The sequence below is a fragment of the Pseudomonas sp. p106 genome, assembly GCF_003936645.1.
Taxonomy (GTDB): Bacteria; Pseudomonadota; Gammaproteobacteria; order Pseudomonadales; family Pseudomonadaceae; genus Aquipseudomonas; species Aquipseudomonas putida_E.
The window spans coordinates 209,927-233,467 of record NZ_RHQR01000002.1 but is presented as its reverse complement, the minus strand read 5'-3'; the positions used below and the strand labels follow the sequence as shown (position 1 = coordinate 233,467).

Here is a 23,541-nt window from a genome sequence, read left to right as displayed (position 1 = left end):
TGTTGCAGCGCGCCACTGATGATAGGCGATGGTTACCATGCCTTGTCTGGTGGGCGCGATTCATCGGCTGGCGCAATGAAAATTCCCTGCTAAATTTTCATGAAAATAATCATAAAAAATTTCATGAGGCCAAGGCATGTTCAAGCAATCCGCCCAGCACGTCGCCAGTTATTACGCCCGCACCTACCCTGCCAGCATTCCCCTGCGCCCTACCCTGCAAGGCCGGCACGACACCGACGTGATCATCATCGGCGCCGGCTTCAGCGGCCTGCACACTGCCCTGCGCCTGGCCCTGGCGGGTAAGCGTGTGACCCTGCTGGAAGCCAGCCGGGTGGCCTGGGCCGCATCCGGTCGCAACGGTGGCCAGGCGCTGCTGGGCTGGTCGTGCGGCATGCCGCCCATCGAGAAAGCCTTGGGCGTGGAACGCAGCCGACGCCTGTGGGACAGCATGTGCTGGGCTGCCGACGAAATGCGTGAACTGCCGCAACGGCACGGCTTCGATATCGATTACCGGGCCGGCAGCCTCTGGACCTCGGTGCTGCCACGCCGGGTGAAAATGCTGGAACAAGCCCTGCTTGATGCCGAACAGAAATGGGGCTACCAGGCCCTGCGCCTGATCGGCCGTGACGAGTTGCCCCAGTGGATCGACAGCCCGCGCTACCAGGCTGCCCTGTACGACGCCAAGGGCGCGCACCTCAACCCGCTGAAACTGGCCCAAGGCCTGGCCAGCGCGATCGAGGCTGCCGGCGGGCGGATCTTCGAGCAAAGCCAGGTACTCGACTACCAGCAGAGCGCCAATGGCTATATCGCCCGCACCGACCATGGCGAAGTGCACGGCGAGGTGCTGGTGCTGGCCTGCAACGCCTACATCGACCGCCTTGACCGCAACCTGTCGCGCCGGCTGCTGCCGGTGGGCTCCTATCAAGTGGCCACCACGCCACTGGACGCGGATTTCGCCCGGTCGCTGCTACCACGCAACAGTTGCGTGATCGACAACCAGTTCGTACCGGACTATTTCCGCCTCACCCCGGACCACCGCCTGCTGTTCGGCGGCGGCTGCACCTACCTGGGCGGCATTCCCAAGGACGTGGCCAGCGCCACCCGCCCCTACCTTGAGCGTGTGTTCCCACAACTGGCGGGCGTTGCCATCGACTATGCCTGGGGCGGGCATATCGACTGCAGCATCCAGCGCACCCCGGACATCGGCCGCGACGGCCAGCGCTACTGGCTGCAGGGCTTTTCCGGCCATGGCGTACTGCCAACCCTGGCAGCGGCGCGCGCGGTCAGCGACGCGATCCTGGGCGACGACGACCTGCTGGCGTTGTACCAGGGCATCGACAATGGCCGTTTCCCGGGCGGTGACCTGTTGGCTGCCCCGCTGGAGGCCGCAGCCAAGGCCTGGTACCGGATGCGCGATCATGTCTGAAGACGCCCAGGGCCTGGCCCTGCTGATTCGTGGCCTGCGCAAGCACCGCGGGCTGACCCTCGGCGAGTTGGCGATCAAGGTCAAGCGCTCGCTGGGCTTTCTGTCCCAGGTCGAGCGCGGCCTGTCGCAGCCGACCGTGGCCGACCTCACTGCGATCAGCGAAGCGCTGCACGTGCCCACCACCTATTTCTACCAGGCCAGCCAGCCGCGCGAACTCGACTGGGTCACCCGCCCCGGTGAACGGCGCACGATCTACTACGCCGAAGGCATCAGCGATGTGCTGGTCTCGCCGACCCTCAACGGCAGCTTTGCGATGCTCGAAAGCCACCTGGCACCCGGCGCCAGCAGTGGCGAGGGGCACCTGGACGACAGCGCCGAGCAAGGCGGTTTCGTTCTCGAAGGCGCACTGACCCTGTGGCTGGATGGCCACCCGGACGCCGTCACACTCGGCCCCAACGACAGCTTCCAGCTCCCTGCGCACAGCCATTTCCGCTACGCCAACCTGACTGACCAGACGACCCGTGTCCTCTGGGTCTTCCGATGAGAGCACAGCATGACAACAACGACAGGCTTTGCCGATCTGCTCAGCGAAGTACGTGCCTTCCGCGCCCGTTACCCCGAAGTACGCCACGTCGACCTGCTGAGCCTGGACATCCCCGGGCATTTCTACGGCAAACGCTACCCCATCGACATGCTCGAAAAGGTTGCCGCCGGCAGCCCGCTGAAACTCCCGCAGAACTGCGTGCTGCTGGGCGTGCAAGGCGGGCTGTTCCCGATTAGCGACTACTGCTTCAACGACGGCGACCCGGACGCCCTGCGGCGCCTGGTGCCCGGCACACTCAAGCCGGTCAGCTGGGAGCGCGAACCGCTGGGCCAGATGCTGATCAGCTCCGACGGCACCGCCTCACCCATCGAGTTCGAGCCCAGGGAGGTGCTCGCCCGCGTGCTGCAGCGCCTGGAACGGCGCGGCATTCGCCCGGTGGTGGCGTTCGAGCTGGAGTTCTACCTGTTCGACCGGGCACTCAAGCAGGGGCTGCCGCAGTTCCCCCGCGACCCGTTCAGCGATGACGCGGACGACCAGCCCAACATGCACATCGAACGGCTGTCACGGTTCAGCGACGTGCTGCGCGACATGGTCGAAACCGCCAACGCGCAAGGGGTCGACGCCAACGTCATCACCGCCGAGCTCGGCCCTGGCCAGTTCGAGATCAACTTCGGCCACTGCGACGACGGCCTGCGTGCCGCCGACTGGGCCGCCCTGTTCTGCCGCAGCACGCGTGGCGTGGCGCTCAAGCACGGGCTGCGCGCCTCGTTCATGAGCAAACCCTACCTGCAGGCGCCAGGCAGCGGCATGCACGTGCATGTCAGCCTGTACGACAAGGCCGGCAAAAACCTGCTTGCGGCCGACCAGCAGCGCCCGCTACGCCATGCAGTGGCCGGTTGCCTGGCCTTGCTGCCGCACTGCATGCCGATATTCGCCGCCAACCACAATGCGTTTCGCCGGTACGGCGCGATGGTCAATGCCGCCAGCCGCGCCAGCTGGGGCTTCGAGGACCGTGATGCGTGCCTGCGCATCCCTGAATCGGATGCGCGAAACGTGCGTGTCGAGCACCGGTTGGCGGGTGCGGATGCCAACCCTTACCTGGTGCTGGCAGCGATCCTGTGCGGGATGGAGCATGGGCTGGATGCCGCGCAAGAGCCGATCGCGCCGCTCAATGAAGATCGCGCCAGCGGGGTCGACTTTCCCAAGGACATGCCCAGTGCAGTGGCGGCAATGCGCGGGCACCCAGTGGTGAATGAAGGGCTGGGGGAAGAGTTCGTGATGGTGTATTGCGAGAACAAGCGCCAGGACCACCTGGCGTTCATGCAGGAGGTGAGTGCCCGCGAGTACCGGTGGTTCCTTTGAGACAGATACTGGCCTCATCGCCGGCTTGTCGGCGAAGAGGCCGGTACTGACAAGACAGAAAACTCTCCTATTCTGAATAGCTCACTCGGCAATCCCCCTGCACAGAGGAGACACGACCATGAGCTACGTGACCACGAAGGATGGCGTTCAGATCTTCTACAAGGACTGGGGCCCGCGCGATGCGCCGGTCATCCACTTCCACCATGGCTGGCCGCTCAGCGCAGACGACTGGGACGCGCAGCTGTTGTTCTTCCTTGCCCAAGGTTTTCGAGTGGTCGCCCACGACCGCCGCGGCCACGGCCGCTCCAGCCAGGTATGGGACGGCCATGACATGGACCACTACGCCGATGACGTGGCCGCCGTGGTCGAGCACCTGGGTATTCAGGGTGCGGTGCATGTCGGTCACTCTACCGGAGGCGGCGAAGTGGTGCGCTACATGGCCCGCTACCCAGGCGACAAGGTGGCCAAAGCGGTGCTGATCGCCGCCGTGCCGCCCTTGATGGTGCAAACGCCAGACAACCCTGGCGGCTTGCCCAAGTCGGTTTTCGACGGGTTCCAGGCACAGGTGGCGAGTAACCGGGCACAGTTCTACCGCGATGTGCCGACCGGGCCGTTCTATGGCTATAACCGGCCCGGTGCCGAGCCGGCCGAGGGGGTCATTGCCAATTGGTGGCGCCAAGGCATGATCGGCAGCGCCAAAGCGCACTACGACGGGATCGTGGCGTTTTCCCAGACTGACTTCACCGAAGACCTGAAGAAGATCCAGCAGCCCGTGCTGGTGATGCATGGTGATGATGACCAGATCGTTCCCTATGAAAATTCCGGCCCGCTGTCGGCCAAGCTGCTGCCCAACGGCACATTGAAGACCTACAAGGGCTTCCCGCACGGTATGCCGACAACCCATGCCGATGTGATCAATGCGGACTTGCTGGCCTTTATCCGAAGCTGACGTGATCTTCCGCACTGGCCTCATCGCCGGCAAGACAGTTGCTCCCTCAGGACTATCACCGGTCTTGAGTACTGTGCAAAACCTGTGAGGGCGGGCTTGCCAAGCGAAGAGGCCGGCACTGGCAACGCATCCCGCCCGGGATTACCATGGTGCCCTTCTAGCGCGGCAGTTTGCCGCACCCTGCCTGCCTCCTGCCTGCCAGACACCCATGCCCTTCGAACTCACCGTAGAACCACTCACCCTGCTGATCCTCGCCCTGGTCGCCTTCGTCGCCGGGTTCATCGACGCCATCGCTGGCGGCGGTGGCCTGCTCACCACCCCGGCACTGCTCACCGCCGGCATGCCGCCACACCTGGTGCTGGGCACCAATAAGCTCAGCTCGACCTTCGGCTCGGCCACCGCCGGTTTCACCTACTACAAACGCAAGCTGTTCCACCCGGCGCAATGGCGCCCGGCCTTGTTCGCCACCCTGGTCGGCGCGCTGATCGGCGCGGTCGTCGCCCACTACATGCCGGCCGAATGGCTGAACAAGATGCTGCCGGTGATCGTCTTCGCCTGCGGCATCTACCTGCTGTTCGGGGGTACGCCCAAAGCGCCGCTGGATGCCGATGCGCCGATCAAGAAGAAGTGGCAGTTCCCGCAGGGCTTCACCCTGGGCTTCTACGATGGCGTGGCCGGGCCCGGCACCGGTGCGTTCTGGACCGTGAGCACGCTGCTGCTCTACCCCATCGACCTGGTCCGCGCCAGCGGCGTGGCGCGCAGCATGAACTTCGTCAGCAACATCGCGGCGCTGACGGTGTTCATCATGTCCGGGCAGGTGGATTACGTCGTCGGCCTGTGCATGGGCCTTTCGGTGATGGTGGGTGCGTTCTTCGGCGCACGCACGGCGATCAGCGGCGGCAGCAAGTTCATCCGCCCGGTGTTCATCACCGTGGTGCTGGCGCTGACCGTGCGCCTAGCGTGGCAACACTGGTTCGGGCAGGCCTGAACGCCTGGCGACATACAGATCGATCAGGTACCGGGCGATGGAGCGCCCGGCTGGCAGCGGTGGAAGGTCGTGCACGTTGAACCACCTGGCGTCTTCGATCTCGTCCGGCTGCATGACGATCTCGCCGCCGGCATACTCGGCGTGGAAGCCCAGCATCATCGAATGCGGGAACGGCCAGCACTGGCTGCCGACGTACTGGATGTTGCGCACCTCCACCGCCACTTCTTCGCGCACTTCGCGCACCAGGCAGTCCTCGGCCGACTCGCCTGGTTCGGCAAAGCCTGCAAGGGTGCTGTAAACGCCGGTGACGAAGCGCGGCGACCGGGCCAGCAGGATTTCGTCGCCACGGGTCACCAGCACGATCATGCTCGGCGAAATGCGTGGGTAGCTGCGCAGGTCGCAGGGCTGGCAGTACATCGCCCGCTCCCAGCGGATCTGCGTCATCGGTTGGCCGCAGCTGCCACAGAAACGGTGCTCACGCGCCCAGGTGCCGATCTGCGCGGCGTAGCCCAGCACTTTATATAGATCGAAATCACCTTCGAGCATGAATGCCCGCAAGCCGCGCCAGCCGCAACCGGGCACCTCGGCGGCGCTGCGCAGCTCCAGCAGGAACACCGGCTCGCCGTCGAAATGGCCGATGCCGTGCTCGGCCAGCACATCCAGGTCCTGGCGCTTGAGCCAGTCGCGGGGGAACAGCGCGCCATTGGCGTCCACCAAAAACCCTTCCGGGCTGCGGGCGACGGCCCAGCCCCCGGTGATCTGCGGGTCGAGTACTGCGCTAGTCCAGCGTGCTGACATGTCGGGGTTCCTTTACTGCGTCCCCCGGCCCGGTCAGTCGGCGAACGTCGGTTTCTGTTTGCTCATGTGCGCCGCCACAGCCACGCGCAGGTCTTCGGACTGCAGCATGGCGGCGTTCCAGGTGGCGATGTACTCCAGGCCATCGTCGATGCGATGGTCACGCATGTAGCTGAGCATCTCCTTGGTGCCCGCCACGGCGATCGGTGATTTTGCGGCAATCTCGCGGGCAATGGCAAAGACCCCGTCGAGCAACGCAGCCTGATCATCATAGACCCGGTTGACCAGGCCGATGCGCAGCGCCTCGTCGGCCGCAACGTTACGCCCGGTGAAGGCCAGCTCGCGCATGATGCCGTCGCCGATGATACGTGGCAAACGTTGCAGGGTGCCGACGTCTGCGGCCATGCCCATGTCGATTTCCTTGATCGAGAACTGCGCGTCCGTGCTGCAATAGCGCATGTCGCAGGCCGACACCAAGTCGATGGCACCGCCAATGCAGTAGCCCTGGATGGCCGCCAGCACGGGCTTGCGGCAGTTATCCACGGCATTGAAGGAGGCCTGCAGGCGCAGGATGGTGCGGCGCAGCAGGCGCGCGTTGCGGCCAACGTCCTTGCCCATCTGGCCGGCCAGCGAGGCCAGCATCATCAAGTCGATACCCGAGGAAAAATGCTTGCCCGCGCCGCTGATGACCACGGCGCGCACCGCATCGGTGTCGTCGACCCACTGGAAGATATCGACGATCTCTTCCCAGAAGGCAGCATTCATGGCGTTGATCTTCTCAGGGCGGTTGATCTGCACATGGGCGATGTTGTCGGTCAGTTCGACCTTGAATGCGCTGTACTCGGTCACGGGCTGCACTCCTGCGGGGATAAAGGTTCACTGCGCGGATGTTAACCCAGCCTGGTTGCCGTACTTGTGCCAAAAGCGGGACTTGCCCGGGTTGCTCAGGCGCCTGGCGACAGCGGTTTGCCCTGCACAAAAAAACCCATACAACTTTTGCCCCGCACACGCATCGAAACACAGGTAAGCTCTTCATCCCTTCCCAAGAGGTTTGCCATGGCGATGCGTACAGCCCTGATTGTTTCCTGCATGACACTGGCCCTGGCGGGCTGCGCCGGTTCGAGCGATGAGCATCGTGCGCCACCGGCCACACAGCAGGTCGACCTGCAGCGTTACCAGGGCACCTGGTACGAGCAGGCGCGCTTGCCGATGTTCTTCCAGCGCAACTGCGTGCAGTCCGAAGCCAACTATGGCTTGCGCGAAGACGGTCGCATCGATGTGACCAACCGCTGCAAGGAAAAGGACGGCCAATGGAACGAGGCCAAGGGCATCGCCGAGGCGCAGCAGCCGGGCAAGACCGACAAGCTGTGGGTCACCTTCGACAACTGGTTCAGCCGCCTGGCGCCAGGCTTGACCAAGGGCGAATACTGGGTGCTGTATCACGACAAGGACTATCGCGTAGCACTGGTCGGGCACCCCAACCGCGAATACCTGTGGCTGCTGTCGCGCACCCCGGTCATCAACGACCAGACCCGCGAACAGATGCTGGCCATTGCCCAGAAACAGGGTTATGACACCAGCGAGCTGATCTGGCGGCAGGGCGATGATGCAGTAAAACCCTGATTCATCGACGCCCTGGTTCGTTCGGGCCAGGGTGAGCGCCTGATCAAACTTGGAGTCAGTCATTGGACCTGCTGTTTCTGGGCACCTCGGCCGGGGTGCCCACCAAGGCGCGCAACGTCAGCGCCACCGCCGTGATCGAAGCCAGCGGCAGCCACTGGTACCTGGTCGATTGCGGCGAAGGTACCCAGCATCAACTGCTGCATACCCCATTGTCGGTCCGCGACCTGCGCGCCATTTTCATCACCCATGTGCACGGCGACCATTGCTTCGGCCTGCCGGGCCTGCTGGCCAGCGCCGGCATGAGCGGGCGCACGGCGCCGCTGGACCTGGTGCTGCCGGCCGCCTTGCACGACTGGGTGCGCCTGAGCCTGGCTGCCAGTGATACCTTCCTGGCGTTCGAACTGCGTTTGCTGGCGGTCGAGCAACTGGGCGAATGGCGCAGCGATACCCTTGCCGTCAGCACCGTACAGCTGTCGCACCGGGTGCCCAGCGTCGCTTTCGTGTTCACCGAGCTCAACCCCGAGCCGCGCCTTGACGTGCAGCGCCTGGCTGCCGAAGGTATCCCGCGCGGCCCGCTGTGGGGCGACCTTGCCAAGGGCCTCACGGTGGAGCATGCCGGGCACGTGCTGCATGGCCGCGACTACCTGCGCGCCTCGCGGCCGGCACGGCGGGTGATCGTCTGCGGCGACAATGACAACCCCGACCTCTTGGCCGAGGCGGCAAAAGACGTTGATGTACTGGTGCACGAAGCGACATTCACACAACCGATCATCGCCCGCACAGGTGTCAGCTTCGGCCACAGCAGTGCGGCAGCGGTGGCGCGCTTTGCCGAAACGGCCGGTGTGCGCAACCTGGTGCTGACGCACTTCAGTGCCCGCTATCAGCCGGACCCTCGGCGCAGCCCATGCATCGACGAGGTAAGGGAAGAGGCGCAGGCCCATTACAGCGGCAACCTGACCCTGGCCCAGGACCTGCAGCGTTACCACATCGGGCGCGACGGGTGCCTGGGCCGCGTTACGGGTACCTAGCAAATCCCAATCGACATGATCGCGCTGTTCTCCATCGGTTTTGTGATCCACGGGCCGGCGATGGGACGCTCAGGCATCAAGCCGCCAGCCGCCCGCTGGCGATCGCCTCCGACGCCGCCAGCATGGCCCGCAGCAGCACCGCACAGCCCGCTGCCAGGTCTTGCGGGGTGGCGTTCTCGATTTCGTTGTGGCTGATGCCGTTTTCACAAGGCACGAAGATCATCCCCGCCGGCCCCAACTCGGCCAGGAAGATCGCGTCATGCCCCGCCCCGCTGACGATATCCATGTGCGGCAGGCCCAAGGTCTGCGCAGCATCGCGCACGGCATCGACGCAACTGCGGTCAAAGTACAGCGCTGGGAAGTCGGCCGTGGGGATCAGTTCATGGCTCAGCCCGTGCTTGTCACAGGTGGCCTCAATCACTGCCTGCACGTCGGCGATCATCGCGTCCAGCCGCTCACCTTCGAGGTGACGTAAGTCCAGGGTCATGCGCACTTCCCCCGGAATCACGTTGCGTGAACCGGGGTAGGCCTGCAGGCAACCGACCGTGCCACAGGCATGCGGTTGATGGCCCAGCGCCGCCCGGTTGACCGCCTCCACCACCGCCGCGGCGCCGACCAGTGCATCCTTGCGCAAGTGCATCGGCGTAGGGCCGGCATGGGCTTCAACGCCGCGCAGGGTCAGGTCGAACCACTTCTGCCCCAGCGCCCCAAGCACCACACCGATGGTCTTGGCCTGGTCTTCAAGGATCGGTCCCTGCTCGATATGGGCTTCGAAATACGCGCCTACCGGGTGGCCAAGCACTGCCCGCTGGCCGGCGTAGCCGATGGCAGTCAACGCCTCGCCCATGCTCACGCCCTGGGCGTCACGCTTGGCCAGGGTTTCCTCCAGGGTGAATTTGCCGGCAAACACCCCCGAGCCCATCATGCAGGGCGCAAAGCGCGAGCCTTCCTCGTTGGTCCATACCACCACTTCCAGCGGTGCTTCGGTCTCGATGCCCAGGTCATTGAGGGTGCGTATCACCTCAAGGCCCGCCATCACCCCGAAACAGCCATCGAACTTGCCCCCGGTGGGCTGGGTGTCGATGTGGCTGCCGGTCATCACCGGTGGCAGCTTGGGATTGCGCCCAGGGCGGCGGGCAAAGATGTTGCCGACGGCATCGACACTGACGCTGCAACCGGCAGCCTCGCACCACTCGACGAACAGGTCGCGGGCCTGGCGGTCGAGGTCGGTCAGCGCCAGGCGGCAGACACCACCCTTGGGTGTGGCACCGAGGCGGGCGAGGTCCATCAGCGATTGCCACAGGCGGTCACTGTTAACGTGGCGTTCAGTCGATAGCAGGGCTTGTTGGGCTGCGGTCATGGGTCAGGCCTCCTCAGGCGTTTTTGTTGTCTGCATTGATCACAGGCTGCACTGGCCCACGCACCGCCAAGCCGCCCAGGGCGTAGTACAACGCCCCGCCAAGCAGCGACCCGGTGAACCAGCCATAGTCGTAGAACCAGCTGAAACTGCTGTTACCAATGGCCATCACGGTCAGTGCCACAGGTAGCGCAAAGGCAGCAAACCCTGCCCAGTTCCAGGCCGGGTAAACGTCATCACGGTACAGGCCGGCCAGATCCAGCTTCTGCCGACGAATCAGGAAGTAGTCCACCACCATGATCCCGGCAATCGGCCCAAGCAGGCTGGAGTACCCCAGCAGCCAGTTGGAATAGACACTCTCCAGGCTGATGTCGGAAACGATCCAGCCGAGTTTTTTCAGCAGCTCGTGGCTCATCAGCGCCAGGCCGATGAAGCCTGTCAGCCACACGGCACGTGTACGCCCGATCAGGCGCGGGGCAATGTTCTGGAAGTCGTTGGTCGGCGAGACGATGTTGGCCGCGGTGTTGGTCGACAGCGTAGCGATGACGATCAGCGCCATGGCCAGTGCCACCCAGCCCGGGCTCTGGATCTTGCCGATCAGGCTCACCGGGTCGGACACCGTTTCACCCACCAGCGACGCCGAGGCGGCGGTCATCACCACGCCCAGGGAGGCGAACAAAAACATGGTCAGTGGCAGGCCGAAGATCTGCCCGAGGATCTGGTCCTTCTGGCTCTTGGCGTAGCGGCTGAAATCCGGAATGTTCAGCGATAAAGTGGCCCAGAAACCGACCATCGCGGTAAGCCCGGCGCAGAAATAGCTCACTACGCTCGCCCCTTCCGGGCGCTTGGGCGGCTGGGCCAGCAGATCGGTCATCGACATGTGCGGCAACGCCCAGAACAGCAGGCCGAAGCCGACCGCCACCAACAGCGGCGCCGACAGGGTTTCGAGCCATTTGATCGATTCGGCGCCGCGCAACACCACCCACAGGTTGAGGGCCCAGAACACCATGAAGCCGATCACTTCACCGGTGCCACCGAGCGCTTTCCAGTCATCGAAGATCGAGCCCAGGAACAGGTGAATGGCCAAGCCGCCGAACATCGTCTGGATGCCGAACCAGCCACAGGCAACCACCGCGCGTATCAGGCACGGTACGTTGGAGCCGAAGATACCGAACGATGAACGCAGCAACACAGGGAAGGGAATGCCGTACTTGGTGCCGGGGAAGGCGTTGAGGGTGAGCGGGATCAGCACGATGAGGTTGGCCAGCAGGATCGCCAGCAACGCCTCGCCCACGCTCAGGCCAAAGTAGGCCGTGAGCACGCCGCCCAGGGTGTAGGTGGGCACGCAGATGGACATGCCCACCCACAATGCGGTGATGTGCCATTTGTTCCAGGTGCGCTGGTGCACTTTTGTGGGCGCGATGTCGTGGTTGTAGCGCGGGCTGTCGAGTACGTCACTGCCTGCGGACAGCTCGAACAGGCCATCCTGCTCGATCACTTGCGATCTGCTCTGTTGCATGGGGCCTTCTCCAGATTTTTCTAATTGTCTGCTCATCGGGCTAACGCGATGGCCGGAGTACATACACCACCAGTACTGCTCCTGCGGTCCGGCCTGGCGGTTGTGGCCGTACTCAAAATACGTGCCGGGCTGGCCTTCGGCTGCCCGGCCGGCCGCCGCCGACCGCAGGTAATCAACTGATCTGCAAGGCATTGATCCGCTTGCCGCGATGGCACGGTCATGCCTTCGCCTGCCGCTGTCAGCGCCATGGGCCGGCCCTGGCCCCTGCATCAGGTTTCAAACTGGTGCAGCCTGGTTTTTCAGTGGCGCGCCTTGCGCCTCCCGGCCAGGTTTCAAGCAGCTGATTTTGCATGGAAAATCTTGACCAATTTGGCTTCTTGTCAAGTGCGTCAAAATGGTGAAAGGCCTCACCATTTTGGTGATTATTAAAATTAATCGTTAAAAAACAATTAGTTATAGAAGCTATAAGCTCATAAATTATTTTCTTGAACAATCCACAATGAGCATCTAAATTCCATTCTTGTCAGGCCTGACAGGATTGAGATTCATCCTCCAGCCACTGGCGCATAACAATTGAAGAACCGGCACAGACCGGTCAGCCTGCGAGGAAGACGGCATGTCCCTGTTGATCCGTGGCGCCACCGTGGTCACCCACGAAGAGAGCTACCCCGCTGATGTCCTGTGTGTCGATGGCCAGATCCGCGCCATTGGCAAAGACCTGCAAGCCCCTACCGACTGCGAGATCCTTGACGGCAGCGGCCAGTACCTGATGCCCGGCGGCATCGACCCGCACACCCACATGCAGTTGCCCTTCATGGGTACAGTGGCCAGCGAGGACTTCTTCAGCGGCACTGCCGCCGGGCTGGCCGGCGGCACCACTTCGATCATCGACTTCGTTATCCCCAACCCGCAGCAATCGCTGCTGGAGGCCTTTCACACCTGGCGCGGCTGGGCGCAAAAGAGCGCGTCCGATTACGGCTTTCACGTTGCCATCACCTGGTGGAGCGAGCAGGTCGCCGAAGAAATGGGCGAGCTGGTCACCCAACATGGCGTGAACAGCTTCAAGCACTTCATGGCCTACAAGAATGCGATCATGGCGGCCGACGACACCCTGGTCGCCAGCTTCGAGCGTTGCCTGCAACTGGGCGCGGTCCCCACCGTGCACGCCGAGAACGGCGAGCTGGTCTACCACCTGCAGCAAAAACTGCTCGCCCAAGGCCTGACCGGCCCCGAGGCGCATCCGCTGTCGCGCCCTTCGCAAGTCGAAGGCGAGGCTGCCAGCCGTGCCATCCGCATCGCCGAAACCATTGGTACGCCGTTGTACGTGGTACACATCTCCAGCCGTGAAGCGTTGGACGAAATCACCTATGCCCGGGCCAAGGGCCAGCCGGTCTACGGTGAAGTGCTGCCCGGGCACCTGCTGATCGACGACAGCGTCTACCGCGACCCGGACTGGGCCACCGCCGCAGGCTATGTCATGAGCCCACCGTTCCGCCCGCGGGAGCATCAAGAAGCCCTGTGGCGCGGCCTGCAGTCGGGCAACCTGCACACCACCGCCACCGACCACTGCTGCTTCTGCGCCGAGCAGAAAGCCATGGGCCGCAACGACTTCAGCCGCATCCCTAACGGCACTGCCGGCATCGAAGACCGCATGGCGGTGTTGTGGGACGCTGGCGTCAACAGCGGGCGGCTGTCGATGCATGAATTCGTCGCGCTGACCTCCACCAACACCGCGAAGATCTTCAACCTGTTCCCGCGCAAGGGCGCCATCCGCGTCGGCGCCGATGCCGACCTGGTGCTGTGGGACCCACAGGGCACGCGCACCATCAGCGCGCAAACCCACCACCAGCGTGTTGACTTCAACATCTTCGAAGGCCGCACCGTGCGCGGTATTCCCAGCCACACCATCAGCCAGGGCCGCGTGGTCTGGGCCGATGGCGACCTGCGTGCCGAGCCTGGCGCGGGGCGTTACGTGGAGCGCCCGGCGTATCCCTCGGTGTACGAGGTCCTGGGCCGCCGCGCCGAGCAGCAGCGCCCGATACCCGTCCAGCGCTGAAGCTGTTGGGGCTGCTGCGCAGCCCATCGCCGGCAAGCCAGCTCCTACAGGGGCGGCATCACTCCCAGGGCCATCACTGTACCTGTGGGAGCCGGCTTGCCGGCGATTGGGGCGCATGGCGCCCCCCGCCCAAGCCCTAAAAAAAAGAGAGGCTACAACCGTGATCGATGCCCTGAACCACTTGCCGCGCCCCCGGGCCGGCGCCGACCAGCTGGCCGAGCAATTCAGTGACCTCGCGCCACCCCTCACCGCCCGCCAGGCCGCAGTGGAAAGCGCCCGCTGCCTGTATTGCTACGACGCGCCCTGCGTGAACGCATGCCCGAGCGAAATTGACATTCCCTCGTTCATTCACCGTATCAGCGACGAGAACCTGCAAGGTGCCGCCGAGCGCATCCTTTCGGCCAACATCCTGGGCGGCAGCTGCGCCCGCGTGTGCCCCACCGAGATCCTTTGCCAGCAGGCCTGCGTGCGCAACAACGCCCAGGAATGCGCACCGGTACTGATTGGCCAGCTACAGCGCTATGCCCTGGACAATGCCGGTTTCACCGAGCACCCGTTCAAACGCTCGCCAGCCACCGGCAAACGCATCGCCGTGGTCGGCGCAGGCCCCGCCGGGTTGTCCTGCGCACATCGCCTGGCCATGCATGGCCATGAGGTGGTGGTGTTCGAGGCCTGCGACAAGGCCGGCGGCCTGAACGAGTACGGCATCGCCCGCTACAAGCTGGTGGACGACTATGCCCAGCGCGAAGTGGAATTCCTGCTCGGTATCGGCGGTATCGAAATGCGCCACGGCCACCGCCTGGGCGACAACCTGAGCCTGGCAGAGCTGCGTGATCAGTACGACGCGGTATTCCTCGGCCTTGGCCTGAACGCCATACGCCAGCTCGGCCTGCCTGGCGAAGAGGCGCCCGGCATGCTCGCCGCCACCGACTACATCCGTGAGCTACGCCAGGCGGATGATCTTTCGCAACTGCCGTTGGCAGAGCGTTGCCTGGTGATCGGCGCAGGCAACACCGCCATCGACATGGCCGTACAGATGAGCCGCCTGGGTGCCCGCGATGTCAACCTGGTATACCGCCGCGGCTACGCCGACATGGGCGCCACCGGCCACGAGCAGGACATCGCCAAGGCCAACCAGGTGCGTCTGCACACCTGGGCGCGCCCCGACGCCGTGCTGCTGGACGACGACAACCGCGTGCGGGGCATGCGCTTCGCCCGCACCGAACTGGCCGATGGCCGCCTGCGCGACACCGGTGAGACCTTCGAGCTGGCCGCCGATGCCATCTTCAAAGCCATCGGCCAACGCTTCGACGAACAAAGCCTTAACGACCCGCTGGCTGCGCAACTGGCCCGCGACGGCGAGCGCATTCGCGTCGACGAGGGCATGCGCACCAGCCTGCCGGGCGTCTACGCCGGTGGCGACTGTACCGCCCTGGGCCAGGACCTCACCGTCCAGGCCGTGCAACATGGCAAGCTGGCCGCCGAAGCTATCCATGCCCAACTCATGCTCAATGTGGAGGCTGCATAAATGGCCGACTTGTCTATAGTGTTCGCCGGCATCAAGGCGCCCAACCCCTTCTGGCTGGCCTCCGCACCGCCAACCGACAAAGCCTACAACGTGGTCCGCGCCTTCGAAGCCGGCTGGGGCGGCGTGGTCTGGAAGACCCTGGGCGAGGACCCGGCAGCGGTCAACGTGTCGTCGCGCTACTCGGCGCATTACGGCGCCAACCGGCTGGTGCAGGGCATCAACAACATCGAGCTGATCACCGACCGCTCGCTGGAAATCAACCTGCGCGAAATCACCCAGGTGAAGAAGGACTGGCCAGACCGTGCGCTGATCGTCTCGCTGATGGTGCCGTGCATCGAAGAATCATGGAAATTCATCCTGCCGCTGGTGGAAGCCACCGGTGCCGACGGTATCGAACTGAACTTCGGCTGCCCGCATGGCATGCCCGAGCGCGGCATGGGCGCGGCGGTCGGCCAGGTGCCGGAGTATGTGGAAATGGTCACCCGCTGGTGCAAGACGCACTGCGCGTTGCCGGTGATCGTCAAGCTCACGCCCAACATCACCGACATCCGCCAGTCGGCGCGTGCGGCTCATCGCGGTGGCGCCGATGCCGTGTCGCTGATCAACACCATCAACTCCATCACCAGCGTCGACCTGGACCGCATGGTCGCCCACCCGATCGTCGGCGATCAGAGCACCCACGGTGGCTACTGCGGCTCGGCGGTCAAACCCATCGCCCTGAACATGGTCGCCGAGATTGCCCGCGACCCGCAAACGCGCGGGCTACCGATCTGTGGCATCGGGGGTATCGGCAACTGGCGTGATGCGGCCGAGTTCATTGCCTTGGGCAGTGGCGCGGTGCAGGTGTGCACTGCGGCGATGCTGCACGGTTTTCGTATCGTCGAAGACATGCAGGACGGTTTGGCGCGCTGGATGGACCAGCACGGGCATCACAACCTTGAAGCATTCCGCGGCCAGGCCGTGGCGCACACCACCGACTGGAAGTACCTGGACATCAACTACAAATCGGTGGCGCACATCGACCAGGATGCCTGCATCGGTTGCGGGCGCTGCCACATCGCCTGTGAGGACACATCACACCAGGCCATTGCCAGTACGCTGAAGGCTGACGGGAGCCATGCCTATAGCGTGATCGAAGACGAATGTGTGGGCTGCAACCTGTGCCAGATCACCTGCCCGGTGGAGAACTGCATCGACATGGTGGCGCAGGATACCGGCAAGCCATACCTGAACTGGACGCAGGACCCGCGTAACCCCTACCGCGAAGCGAGCTGACGCCTGGGAATCGCCGGGGCCGCTTTGCGGCCCTTTCGCGACACAAGGCCGCTCCTACACGACCCGCGATGCACTTATCAAGGCTCCAGGCCGATACCGCGCAGGATCACACTCGTCACCGTCTGTACCGCACTCTCGAACGCCAGGTCCGACAGCGGTTCTCCGCCATTGAGCACGGCCACCTGGTAGCCGAAGTCGGCATAGTGCTGGGTCGAAGCCCAGATCATGTACAGCAGCGCCGAAGGCTCCACCGGCAGGATGCGCCCCTCCTCCACCCAGCGGCGAATCTTGTCTACCTTCAGCTTCGCCCAGGGCACCAGGCTGTCATCCAGGCTCACCCCAAGCAGCGGCGCGCCATGCAGCATCTCTTCGGCCCAGATCTTCGAGCCCAGCGGCCGTGAGCGCGAATGGCCCATCTTGGCGCGAATGTAGCTGGTCAGCACCACCCGGGGGTCGTCGAAGTTCTCGAAGCACAGCGCGTCCTGCTTCCACACATCAAGCAGGTCCTGCAGCACTGCGCGGAACAGCTCATCCTTGGTGCTGAAGTAGTAATGCAGGTTGGAGCGCGGCAGCTCGGCCTGTTCGGCGATATCACCCATGGACGTTGCGCCGTAGCCCTTCTCGGCGAACACCTTTTCTGCGGCCACGAGGATCTTCTCGATATTGCGACGGCGAATTTCGATCTTGTGGTTGGCCATCAGAATTGCGATGCCCTGGCTGCCAGCTCATGGCGACGAACGCTCATGCGTATTCCTTGTCGATTGCTCTTGGCACTAGTCTACTCCGGTCATTTCGCTGAATACGAGTAGCCATGCCCTTCAACCACACTGGGCCCGATCCCTTGCCGGGCACTGCGCCCGGTGCAGGTTCAGCGCCGTGTTGATGATGCCGATGTGGCTGAACGCCTGGGGGAAGTTGCCCAGCATGCGCTTGCCTGCCGGGTCGTACTGCTCGGCCAGCAAACCCACGTCATTGCACAGCCCGGTCAGCTTCTCGTACAGCGCCTGCGCCTCGCCCTGGCGCCCCAACAGCACATACACATCGGCCAACCAGAACGAACAGACCAGGAACGTCCCTTCACCCGGCGTCAGGCCGTCACTGCAGCGGTCACTGTCATAGCGCATCAGCAAACCGTTTTTCAGCAGGCGCTGCTCGATCTGTTCGAGCGTGCGCAGAAACCGCTCATCCTGGGCCGGCAGGAACCCGGTGAGGGCGATCTGCAGCAGGCTGGCGTCCATTTCGCTCGAGCCATAGGCCTGGACGAAATGCAGGCCTTTGGCATCGAGCCCCTGCTCACACACCTCGCGGCGGATTTCATCTGCCACCTGCCGGTAATACTGCCCGCGCTCGCTGCCCTCCTCGGTGGTCTCAGCCAACCCCGCCGCGCGGTCGAATGCGACCCAGGCCATGACCTTGGAATGCACGAAGTGCTGCCTGCCACCACGCACCTCCCAGATGCCTTCGTCCGGCTCACGCCAGATGCGCTCCAGGTAGGGCATGATCAGGCGGGAAATCGCCGCACTGCGTGGGTGCCTGGGCAACCCGCCCTTTATCGCCTGGGCCATGGCGTCGGCGACCTCGCCGTAGATGTCCAGCTGCCGCTGTTGGGCGGCAGCGTTGCCCACCCGCACCGGCTGCGAGTGCTCATACCCGGCCAGCCACGGCAGGGTGTATTCCTGCAGGTCTCGCTCCCCTGCCAGGCCGTACATGATCTGCATCTGCTCCGGGTTGCCGGCCACCGAACGCAGCAGCCACTCACGCCAGGCCTGCGCTTCGTCGAAGTAACCCAGGTTCATGAACGCCAGCAGGGTCATGGTGGCATCGCGCAGCCAGCAGAAGCGATAGTCCCAGTTGCGCTCGTGGCCGATGCTTTCGGGCAGCGAGGTGGTGACGGCCGCAACGATGCCGCCGGTAGGGGCATACGTCATGGCCTTGAGGGTGAGCAATGAACGGCGCACGCTCGCGCTGTAGGGGCCGACATCCGGGCAGCGGGCGGCAAAGGCCTGCCACTGGCTGACGGTATGCGCCAGGGCATGTTCGATATCGCAGTCGGGCTGTACCGGCAGGTGCGAAGGTTGATGGCGCAGGCTGAACACCTGGCGCTCACCGGCGCACACCCGAAAGCGCGCGACAGTGTGGTGGTCGCGGGCGTGCGAGGCCACCGTGCTGCACAGGATCAGCCGGTCGGGGCCGGCGACGGCGCTCAGGGTCAGGGGGTCGAGCTTTTCCACCCAGGGTACGCTGCGCCCGTAGTCGAAGCGCATCACCAGGTCCATTTCAAAGTTGGTTTCGCCGGCAATGCCATCGACGATGCGCACGACCGAATTGACGTCGTCCAGCGGCATGAAGTCCAGCACACGGGCGCGGCCGCTGGCAGTCACCCAGGTGGTTTCCAGCACCAGGGTATCTTGCTGGTAGCGCCGGCTGACATGCTCGATGGAGTCGCTGGGGGCCAGGCGCCAGCGACCGTTTTCTTCATTGCCCAGCAGCGCCGCGAACACGGCGGGGGCATCGAAGCGTGGCAGGCACAGCCAGTCGATGGAACCGTCACGGCTGACCAGGGCGGCGCTGCGGCAGTTGCCGAGCAGCGCATAGTCTTCGATGTGGGCAGGCATTGGATCTCCTTAATGCAACTGTCTGGCCCACACAGTGGGCCGTGCGATCATCCCAACCGGTGCCACTCGCGCTTGTCACGGGCCAGCAACTCATTGCCGGCCGCTGGCCCATCCTCGCCCGCCGGGTACTCATGCACCTCGCCGTCCTGCGCCCAGGCATCCAGAAACGGCTGCACCGCACGCCAGCCGTTCTCGATGTTGTCGGCACGCTGGAACAAGGTCTGGTCGCCGGTCAGGCAGTCGTAGATCAAGGTCTCGTACCCCGTGGCCGGGGTCATCTTGAAGAAGTCCTTGTAGGCGAACCCCAGCTCGACGTTTTCCATCACCAGTTCCGGGCCCGGGCGCTTGGCTTGCAGGTCGAACCACATGCCTTCGTTGGGCTGGATCTGGATCTTCAGGTAGTTGGGCTTGGGCCGCTCCAGCTCCGATTCGCGAAACTGCGCGTAGGGCGCAGGCTTGAAGCAGATGGCAATTTCGGTGTCGCGCACGCTCATGCGTTTGCCGGTACGCAGGTAGAACGGCACGCCGGCCCAGCGCCAGTTGTCGATCATCACCTTCAGGGCCACGTAGGTTTCGGTCTGGCTGTCGGCCGCCACCCTGTCCTCCTGGCGATACCCGGCCAGGCGCTTGCGGCCCTGCTTGCCCGCGGTGTACTGGCCGCGCACGGAGTTCTTCAGGGCCATCTTCGTCGACCAGGGACGGATAGCGCCGATCACCTTGGCTTTTTCGCCGCGCACGGCATCTGCGCCAAAGGCTGCAGGCGGTTCCATGGCAACCATCGCCAGCAACTGGAACAGGTGGTTGGGCACCATGTCGCGCAAGGCACCGGTGTGGTCATAGAACCCACCGCGAGTCTCGACGCCCACCGTTTCGGCGGCCGTGATCTGCACATGGTCGATGTAGTGGTTGTTCCAGAACGACTCGAACAAGCCATTGGAAAAACGGCTGACCAGGATGTTCTGCACCGTCTCCTTGCCCAGATAATGGTCGATGCGGTAGATCTGCCGCTCGCTCATCACTTTGAGCAGGCAGGCATTGAGCGCCTCGGCACTGGCCAGGTCGGTGCCGAAGGGTTTTTCCACCACGACCCGGCGGTAGCCACCGCCAGACTCGTCGAGCAAGCCGGCATCCCCCAGGCGCTGGGCAACCTCGGGGAAAAAGCGTGGCGAGGTGGCCAGGTAGAAAATGGCGTTGCCATGGCTGGTCTTGTCGATGCGCTTGGCCAGCGCGGTATAGGTGGCCGGGTCCAGGAAGTCGCCGGTCTGGTAGTCCAGGCGCTTGGCCAGGCGCGCCCAAAGTTTTTCGTCCAGGCACTTGGCTGCGCCCTCGCCGCCCTTGTCGCGTTCACGCATGAACGCGTGCAGGCGTTCGGCGAATTCATCGGCAGTGGCGGCATTATGGTCCACACCAACGATGCGCAGGTTGCGGTCGAGCAGGCCGTCCCGGCCCAGGTTGTACAGCGCCGGCATCAGCAGGCGCTTGACCAGGTCACCGTTGGCACCGAACAGGAACAAGGTACAAGGGCCGGCTGCAGGAGTGGTCTGTCGGGTCATTGGCCTTTCTTCTCGACGTGGCCACCGAAGCCCAGGCGCATGGCCGAGAGGACCTTGTCGCCGTAGGTGCCCTGCTGCTGGCGTGAGCGGAACCGGGCGAACAACGCACTGGACAGGACAGGTACCGGCACGGCCTGCTCGACTGCTGCGTCGATCGTCCAGCGGCCTTCGCCACTGTCCGATACCGAGCCGCTGAACTGCGCCAGGTGCGGGTCGGCCACCAGGGCATCGGCGGTGAGGTCGAGCAGCCAGGAGGTGACCACGCTGCCACGGCGCCATACCTCGGCGATTTCGGCGACGTTCAGGTCGAAGCGCTGTTCTTGCGGTAGCTCATCGCCGCCTTTGCTGCGCAGCAGGTCAAAGCCTTCCGCGTAGGCCTGCATCAACCCGTATTCGATGCCGTTGTGCACCATCTTCACGTAGTGCCCGGCGCCGGGCGGGCCTGCATGGATGTAGCCATGTTCGGCGCGGTCGTGCTCACCTTCGCGCCCCTGGGTGCGCGGAATGTCGCCAACGCCCGGGGCCAGCGCCTTGAACAAAGGCTCCAGGCGCTCGAACACGTCTTTCTCACCGCCGATCATCATGCAGTAGCCACGGTCCAGGCCCCACACACCGCCAGAGGTACCGACGTCCAGGTAATGCAGCCCGCGCTTGGCCAGCTCGGCGGCGCGGCGCATGTCGTCCTTGTAGAAGGTGTTGCCACCGTCGATGATCGCATCGCCCGGTTCCAGCAGTTCGGCCAGCTGCGCGATGGTCTGCTCGGTAGGTTCGCCCGCCGGCAGCATTACCCATACCGCCCGCGGCGCCTTGAGCTTCTGCACCAGCGCGCCAAGGTCGTGAGCCCCTTGGGCGCCCTCGCCTTCCAGCCCGACGACTGCATCACGGTTACGGTCGTGCACGACCGTGCGGTGCCCGGCGCGCATCAGCCGCCTTGCAATATTGCCGCCCATGCGGCCCAGCCCGACGATTCCCAGTTGCATGAGCCGATGCTCCCCTTGAAAAATGAATGACAACACAGTCCAGCGTTTCAGATTAGTCCAGCACACCGCCCGAGGGTTCAGCGACGAACGGCGAGACAACGTTAAACAAAAAAGTTCCAATGAGCAGTGAAAGAATTCAGAATGCCCGCCGCGTGAAGCGACTACGCTTTGATTGTCACCAGCCAAAACCGCGAGGTGTTTACATGGGTACCTTGATGCCTGCCACTCCAACCCAGACCCTCTATGTCTCCGTGCGCCGTGATGAGCTGCGTAAATTGAAGGACGAACGCGACCAACTGCGCCAGCAAGTCGCTCAGTTGCACATGCAGCTGGAGCGGGCGCGCTCCGGCGATGAACCTGTAAGCCTCTGATTCATTCTCCCCCTGGTGGGAGCGTTAACGCTCCCACACTGCTGGCCCCACAGAAAAAAGTTTGAATTGGGAACGATTCGCGTTTATCGTGCGCGCTTTCTCCATTCACCTGGCCCGGGGCGTTGCATGGCAGTGCATGAAACGGATGCGATCATTCCGCTTGAGGTCCTGTACGACACCCAGCGCGGCTGGCTGCACAGCTGGCTGAAGCGTTCGCTGGGCTGCTCGCAACAGGCCGCAGACCTGGCCCAGGACACGTTCGTACGCCTGTTGGTGCGCAACCAGCCGATCAGTACCCAGGCGCCCCGCGCTCTGCTGGTACGCATCGCCCGCGGCCTTGTGGTCGACCATTGGCGGCGCGACGCACTGCAGCGCGCCTACCTGCAAACCTTGGCGCAGTTGCCCGAGGCCAGCTACCCCTCCCCGCACGTGCGCCACGAGGCCATGCAGTGCCTTGAGCGCATCGCGCAATTGCTCGATGGCCTCAAACCCACCGTGCGCGACGCCTTCCTGCTGTACCAGCTGGGCGGCCTGACCCATGCGCAAATAGCCGAACGGCTGGGGGTTTCCAGCCGCACGGTAGAGCGCCACGTAGCCAACGCGTTGCTGCACTGCTACCGGCTGTGCTTCGAGTGACCGCCGCGCCAGAGCGGCTGCCTGAAGCCATCGTGCGTACGGCCATCGAGTGGCAGATGCGCTTGCGGGCCAGCCCGGGCAATGTCGAGGTGTTCAGCCAGTTCAATGCCTGGCGGCTGCGTGATACACGGCATGACCTGGCCTGGCAGCGCATGCAGCAGGTCAGCGGGCACTTCCACAACGGGCACCTGCCCGATGCCACTTGCACGGCTGCCGTGCTGCGCCAGGCCGACGTCGACCTGAGCCGCCGCCGCACCCTCAAGCTGCTGGGCCTGGGCCTGACAGCGGGCGGCGCCACGCTGCTGATCGGCACTGCGCCCCCCGCGTGGCGCAGTGACTTGACCACCGGTGTCGGCGAACAGCGGCAGTTGCGCCTGAACGGCGACCTCGAGTTGCAATTGAACACTGACAGCGCCGTTGACCTGCATGGTAGGGAAATCCGCCTGCGCAGTGGCGAAATGCTGGTCGATGGCGCCGACTGGCGCGTGCGCTGCCAGCAGGGCGTTTGCCAAGGCCACCAGGCGCGCGCCGTGCTGCGCGAGCGCGATGGTTACAGCGAGTTGCACGTCGAACGCGGTGAAGTGCTGGTGACTGCCGCTGCGGGCTCGCAGCGGGTGCAGGCTGGCAGCGGCCTTGCGCTCTACCCCACGCGACTGGCGCCTCTGGGCGGCGGCGCCCTGGATCCGTTCGCCTGGAGCCGCGGCCTGCTGATCGTCAACGACATACCCCTGGCCGACTTCCTCGCCGAGGCCGCTCGCTACCGCCGTGGCTGGCTGCGCTGCGACCCGGCAGTGGCCGACCTGCGCCTGTCGGGCGTGTTCCACCTCGACCAGCCGGGGGCACTGCTGGACAACATCGCCCACCTGCTGCCTGTGCGTATCGACCAACGCACACGCTGGTGGGTGCGTATTTCATCCCAGGCATGAAAAAACTGTC

At 64.2% G+C, this 23,541-nt stretch carries 21 protein-coding genes; 13 read left to right on the top strand and 8 right to left on the bottom strand.

Features of this window, described 5'->3' with window-relative positions:
• Nucleotides 1-136: 136 nt before the first annotated feature.
• The 5 genes from EGJ09_RS03625 to EGJ09_RS03605 all read left to right on the top strand — a co-directional run bounded on the left by EGJ09_RS03625 (nucleotide 137) and on the right by EGJ09_RS03605 (nucleotide 5,269).
• On the top strand, nucleotides 137-1,426 hold the full coding sequence (locus EGJ09_RS03625) for an FAD-binding oxidoreductase (protein ID WP_125923247.1): 1,290 nt from the start codon (nucleotides 137-139) through the stop codon (nucleotides 1,424-1,426).
• Nucleotides 1,419-1,970, top strand: a complete 552-nt coding sequence (locus EGJ09_RS03620) for a helix-turn-helix domain-containing protein (RefSeq protein ID WP_012313746.1) — start codon at nucleotides 1,419-1,421, stop codon at nucleotides 1,968-1,970. The genes EGJ09_RS03625 and EGJ09_RS03620 overlap by 8 nt, the downstream gene beginning before the upstream one ends.
• Before the next feature lie 9 nt (nucleotides 1,971-1,979).
• A complete protein-coding gene (locus tag EGJ09_RS03615; protein WP_125923246.1) occupies nucleotides 1,980-3,332 on the top strand; it encodes a glutamine synthetase family protein in 1,353 nt (450 codons plus the stop codon).
• A gap of 118 nt (nucleotides 3,333-3,450) precedes the next feature.
• A complete protein-coding gene (locus EGJ09_RS03610) occupies nucleotides 3,451-4,281 on the top strand; it encodes an alpha/beta fold hydrolase (protein ID WP_125923245.1) in 831 nt (276 codons plus the stop codon).
• Between the two features lie 208 nt (nucleotides 4,282-4,489).
• On the top strand, nucleotides 4,490-5,269 hold the full coding sequence (locus EGJ09_RS03605) for a TSUP family transporter (RefSeq protein ID WP_125923244.1): 780 nt from the start codon (nucleotides 4,490-4,492) through the stop codon (nucleotides 5,267-5,269).
• Here EGJ09_RS03605 and nudC read toward each other — a convergent pair.
• On the bottom strand, nucleotides 5,237-6,067 hold the full coding sequence (gene nudC, locus EGJ09_RS03600) for an NAD(+) diphosphatase (protein ID WP_046787267.1): 831 nt from the start codon (nucleotides 6,065-6,067) through the stop codon (nucleotides 5,237-5,239). The genes EGJ09_RS03605 and nudC overlap by 33 nt on opposite strands.
• Nucleotides 6,068-6,100: 33 nt before the next feature.
• The gene (locus EGJ09_RS03595; protein ID WP_125923243.1) at nucleotides 6,101-6,913 is read right to left on the bottom strand and encodes a crotonase/enoyl-CoA hydratase family protein; all 813 of its coding nucleotides are present in this window, start codon (nucleotides 6,911-6,913) and stop codon (nucleotides 6,101-6,103) included.
• 207 nt (nucleotides 6,914-7,120) lie between these two features.
• Between EGJ09_RS03595 and EGJ09_RS03590 the strand changes: the two genes are divergently transcribed.
• Together EGJ09_RS03590 and EGJ09_RS03585 are read left to right on the top strand one after the other, a co-directional pair.
• Nucleotides 7,121-7,687: a lipocalin family protein gene (locus EGJ09_RS03590; RefSeq protein ID WP_080952155.1), complete on the top strand. Its 567-nt coding sequence runs from the start codon at nucleotides 7,121-7,123 to the stop codon at nucleotides 7,685-7,687.
• A gap of 62 nt (nucleotides 7,688-7,749) precedes the next feature.
• On the top strand, nucleotides 7,750-8,715 hold the full coding sequence (locus EGJ09_RS03585) for a ribonuclease Z (protein WP_046787269.1): 966 nt from the start codon (nucleotides 7,750-7,752) through the stop codon (nucleotides 8,713-8,715).
• Nucleotides 8,716-8,791: 76 nt separating this feature from the next.
• Here the strand turns inward: EGJ09_RS03585 and EGJ09_RS03580 are convergent, their stop codons facing one another.
• Both EGJ09_RS03580 and EGJ09_RS03575 read right to left on the bottom strand, forming a co-directional pair.
• Nucleotides 8,792-10,075, bottom strand: coding sequence for a Zn-dependent hydrolase (locus tag EGJ09_RS03580; protein WP_125923242.1), 1,284 nt, complete (start codon nucleotides 10,073-10,075; stop codon nucleotides 8,792-8,794).
• A gap of 13 nt (nucleotides 10,076-10,088) precedes the next feature.
• Entirely contained in the window at nucleotides 10,089-11,591 is a 1,503-nt protein-coding gene (locus tag EGJ09_RS03575) for an NCS1 family nucleobase:cation symporter-1 (protein ID WP_125923241.1), read from the bottom strand.
• A gap of 616 nt (nucleotides 11,592-12,207) precedes the next feature.
• Here EGJ09_RS03575 and hydA point away from each other — a divergent pair.
• The 3 genes from hydA to preA all read left to right on the top strand — a co-directional run bounded on the left by hydA (nucleotide 12,208) and on the right by preA (nucleotide 16,450).
• Entirely contained in the window at nucleotides 12,208-13,647 is a 1,440-nt protein-coding gene (hydA, locus tag EGJ09_RS03570) for a dihydropyrimidinase (RefSeq protein WP_046787272.1), read from the top strand.
• A 160-nt stretch (nucleotides 13,648-13,807) separates the two neighbouring features.
• Nucleotides 13,808-15,175 carry an NAD(P)-dependent oxidoreductase gene (locus EGJ09_RS03565; RefSeq protein WP_046787273.1) on the top strand — a complete coding sequence of 456 codons (1,368 nt, stop codon included), beginning with the start codon at nucleotides 13,808-13,810 and terminating at the stop codon, nucleotides 15,173-15,175.
• Nucleotides 15,176-16,450, top strand: a complete 1,275-nt coding sequence (gene preA, locus EGJ09_RS03560; protein WP_125923240.1) for an NAD-dependent dihydropyrimidine dehydrogenase subunit PreA — start codon at nucleotides 15,176-15,178, stop codon at nucleotides 16,448-16,450.
• Between the two features lie 77 nt (nucleotides 16,451-16,527).
• Here the strand turns inward: preA and EGJ09_RS03555 are convergent, their stop codons facing one another.
• From EGJ09_RS03555 to gnd, 4 genes are all read right to left on the bottom strand, one after another.
• The gene (locus EGJ09_RS03555; protein WP_012313733.1) at nucleotides 16,528-17,148 is read right to left on the bottom strand and encodes a TetR/AcrR family transcriptional regulator; all 621 of its coding nucleotides are present in this window, start codon (nucleotides 17,146-17,148) and stop codon (nucleotides 16,528-16,530) included.
• 120 nt (nucleotides 17,149-17,268) lie between these two features.
• Entirely contained in the window at nucleotides 17,269-19,065 is a 1,797-nt protein-coding gene (locus EGJ09_RS03550) for a glycoside hydrolase family 15 protein (protein WP_119688637.1), read from the bottom strand.
• 47 nt (nucleotides 19,066-19,112) lie between these two features.
• The gene (zwf, locus tag EGJ09_RS03545) at nucleotides 19,113-20,618 is read right to left on the bottom strand and encodes a glucose-6-phosphate dehydrogenase (protein ID WP_115275321.1); all 1,506 of its coding nucleotides are present in this window, start codon (nucleotides 20,616-20,618) and stop codon (nucleotides 19,113-19,115) included.
• Nucleotides 20,615-21,634 (bottom strand): phosphogluconate dehydrogenase (NAD(+)-dependent, decarboxylating), encoded by a 1,020-nt coding sequence (gene gnd / locus EGJ09_RS03540; RefSeq protein WP_323613676.1) that lies wholly within the window; start codon nucleotides 21,632-21,634, stop codon nucleotides 20,615-20,617. Before gnd ends, zwf begins: the two co-directional genes overlap by 4 nt.
• Nucleotides 21,635-21,801: 167 nt before the next feature.
• Between gnd and EGJ09_RS26520 the strand changes: the two genes are divergently transcribed.
• The 3 genes from EGJ09_RS26520 to EGJ09_RS03530 all read left to right on the top strand — a co-directional run bounded on the left by EGJ09_RS26520 (nucleotide 21,802) and on the right by EGJ09_RS03530 (nucleotide 23,531).
• The gene (locus tag EGJ09_RS26520) at nucleotides 21,802-21,969 is read left to right on the top strand and encodes a DUF6026 family protein (protein ID WP_168216561.1); all 168 of its coding nucleotides are present in this window, start codon (nucleotides 21,802-21,804) and stop codon (nucleotides 21,967-21,969) included.
• Between the two features lie 126 nt (nucleotides 21,970-22,095).
• Nucleotides 22,096-22,605 carry a sigma-70 family RNA polymerase sigma factor gene (locus EGJ09_RS03535; RefSeq protein ID WP_046787278.1) on the top strand — a complete coding sequence of 170 codons (510 nt, stop codon included), beginning with the start codon at nucleotides 22,096-22,098 and terminating at the stop codon, nucleotides 22,603-22,605.
• Nucleotides 22,602-23,531, top strand: a complete 930-nt coding sequence (locus EGJ09_RS03530) for a DUF4880 domain-containing protein (protein WP_115275322.1) — start codon at nucleotides 22,602-22,604, stop codon at nucleotides 23,529-23,531. The genes EGJ09_RS03535 and EGJ09_RS03530 overlap by 4 nt, the downstream gene beginning before the upstream one ends.
• The last annotated feature ends 10 nt before the right edge of the window (nucleotides 23,532-23,541 follow it).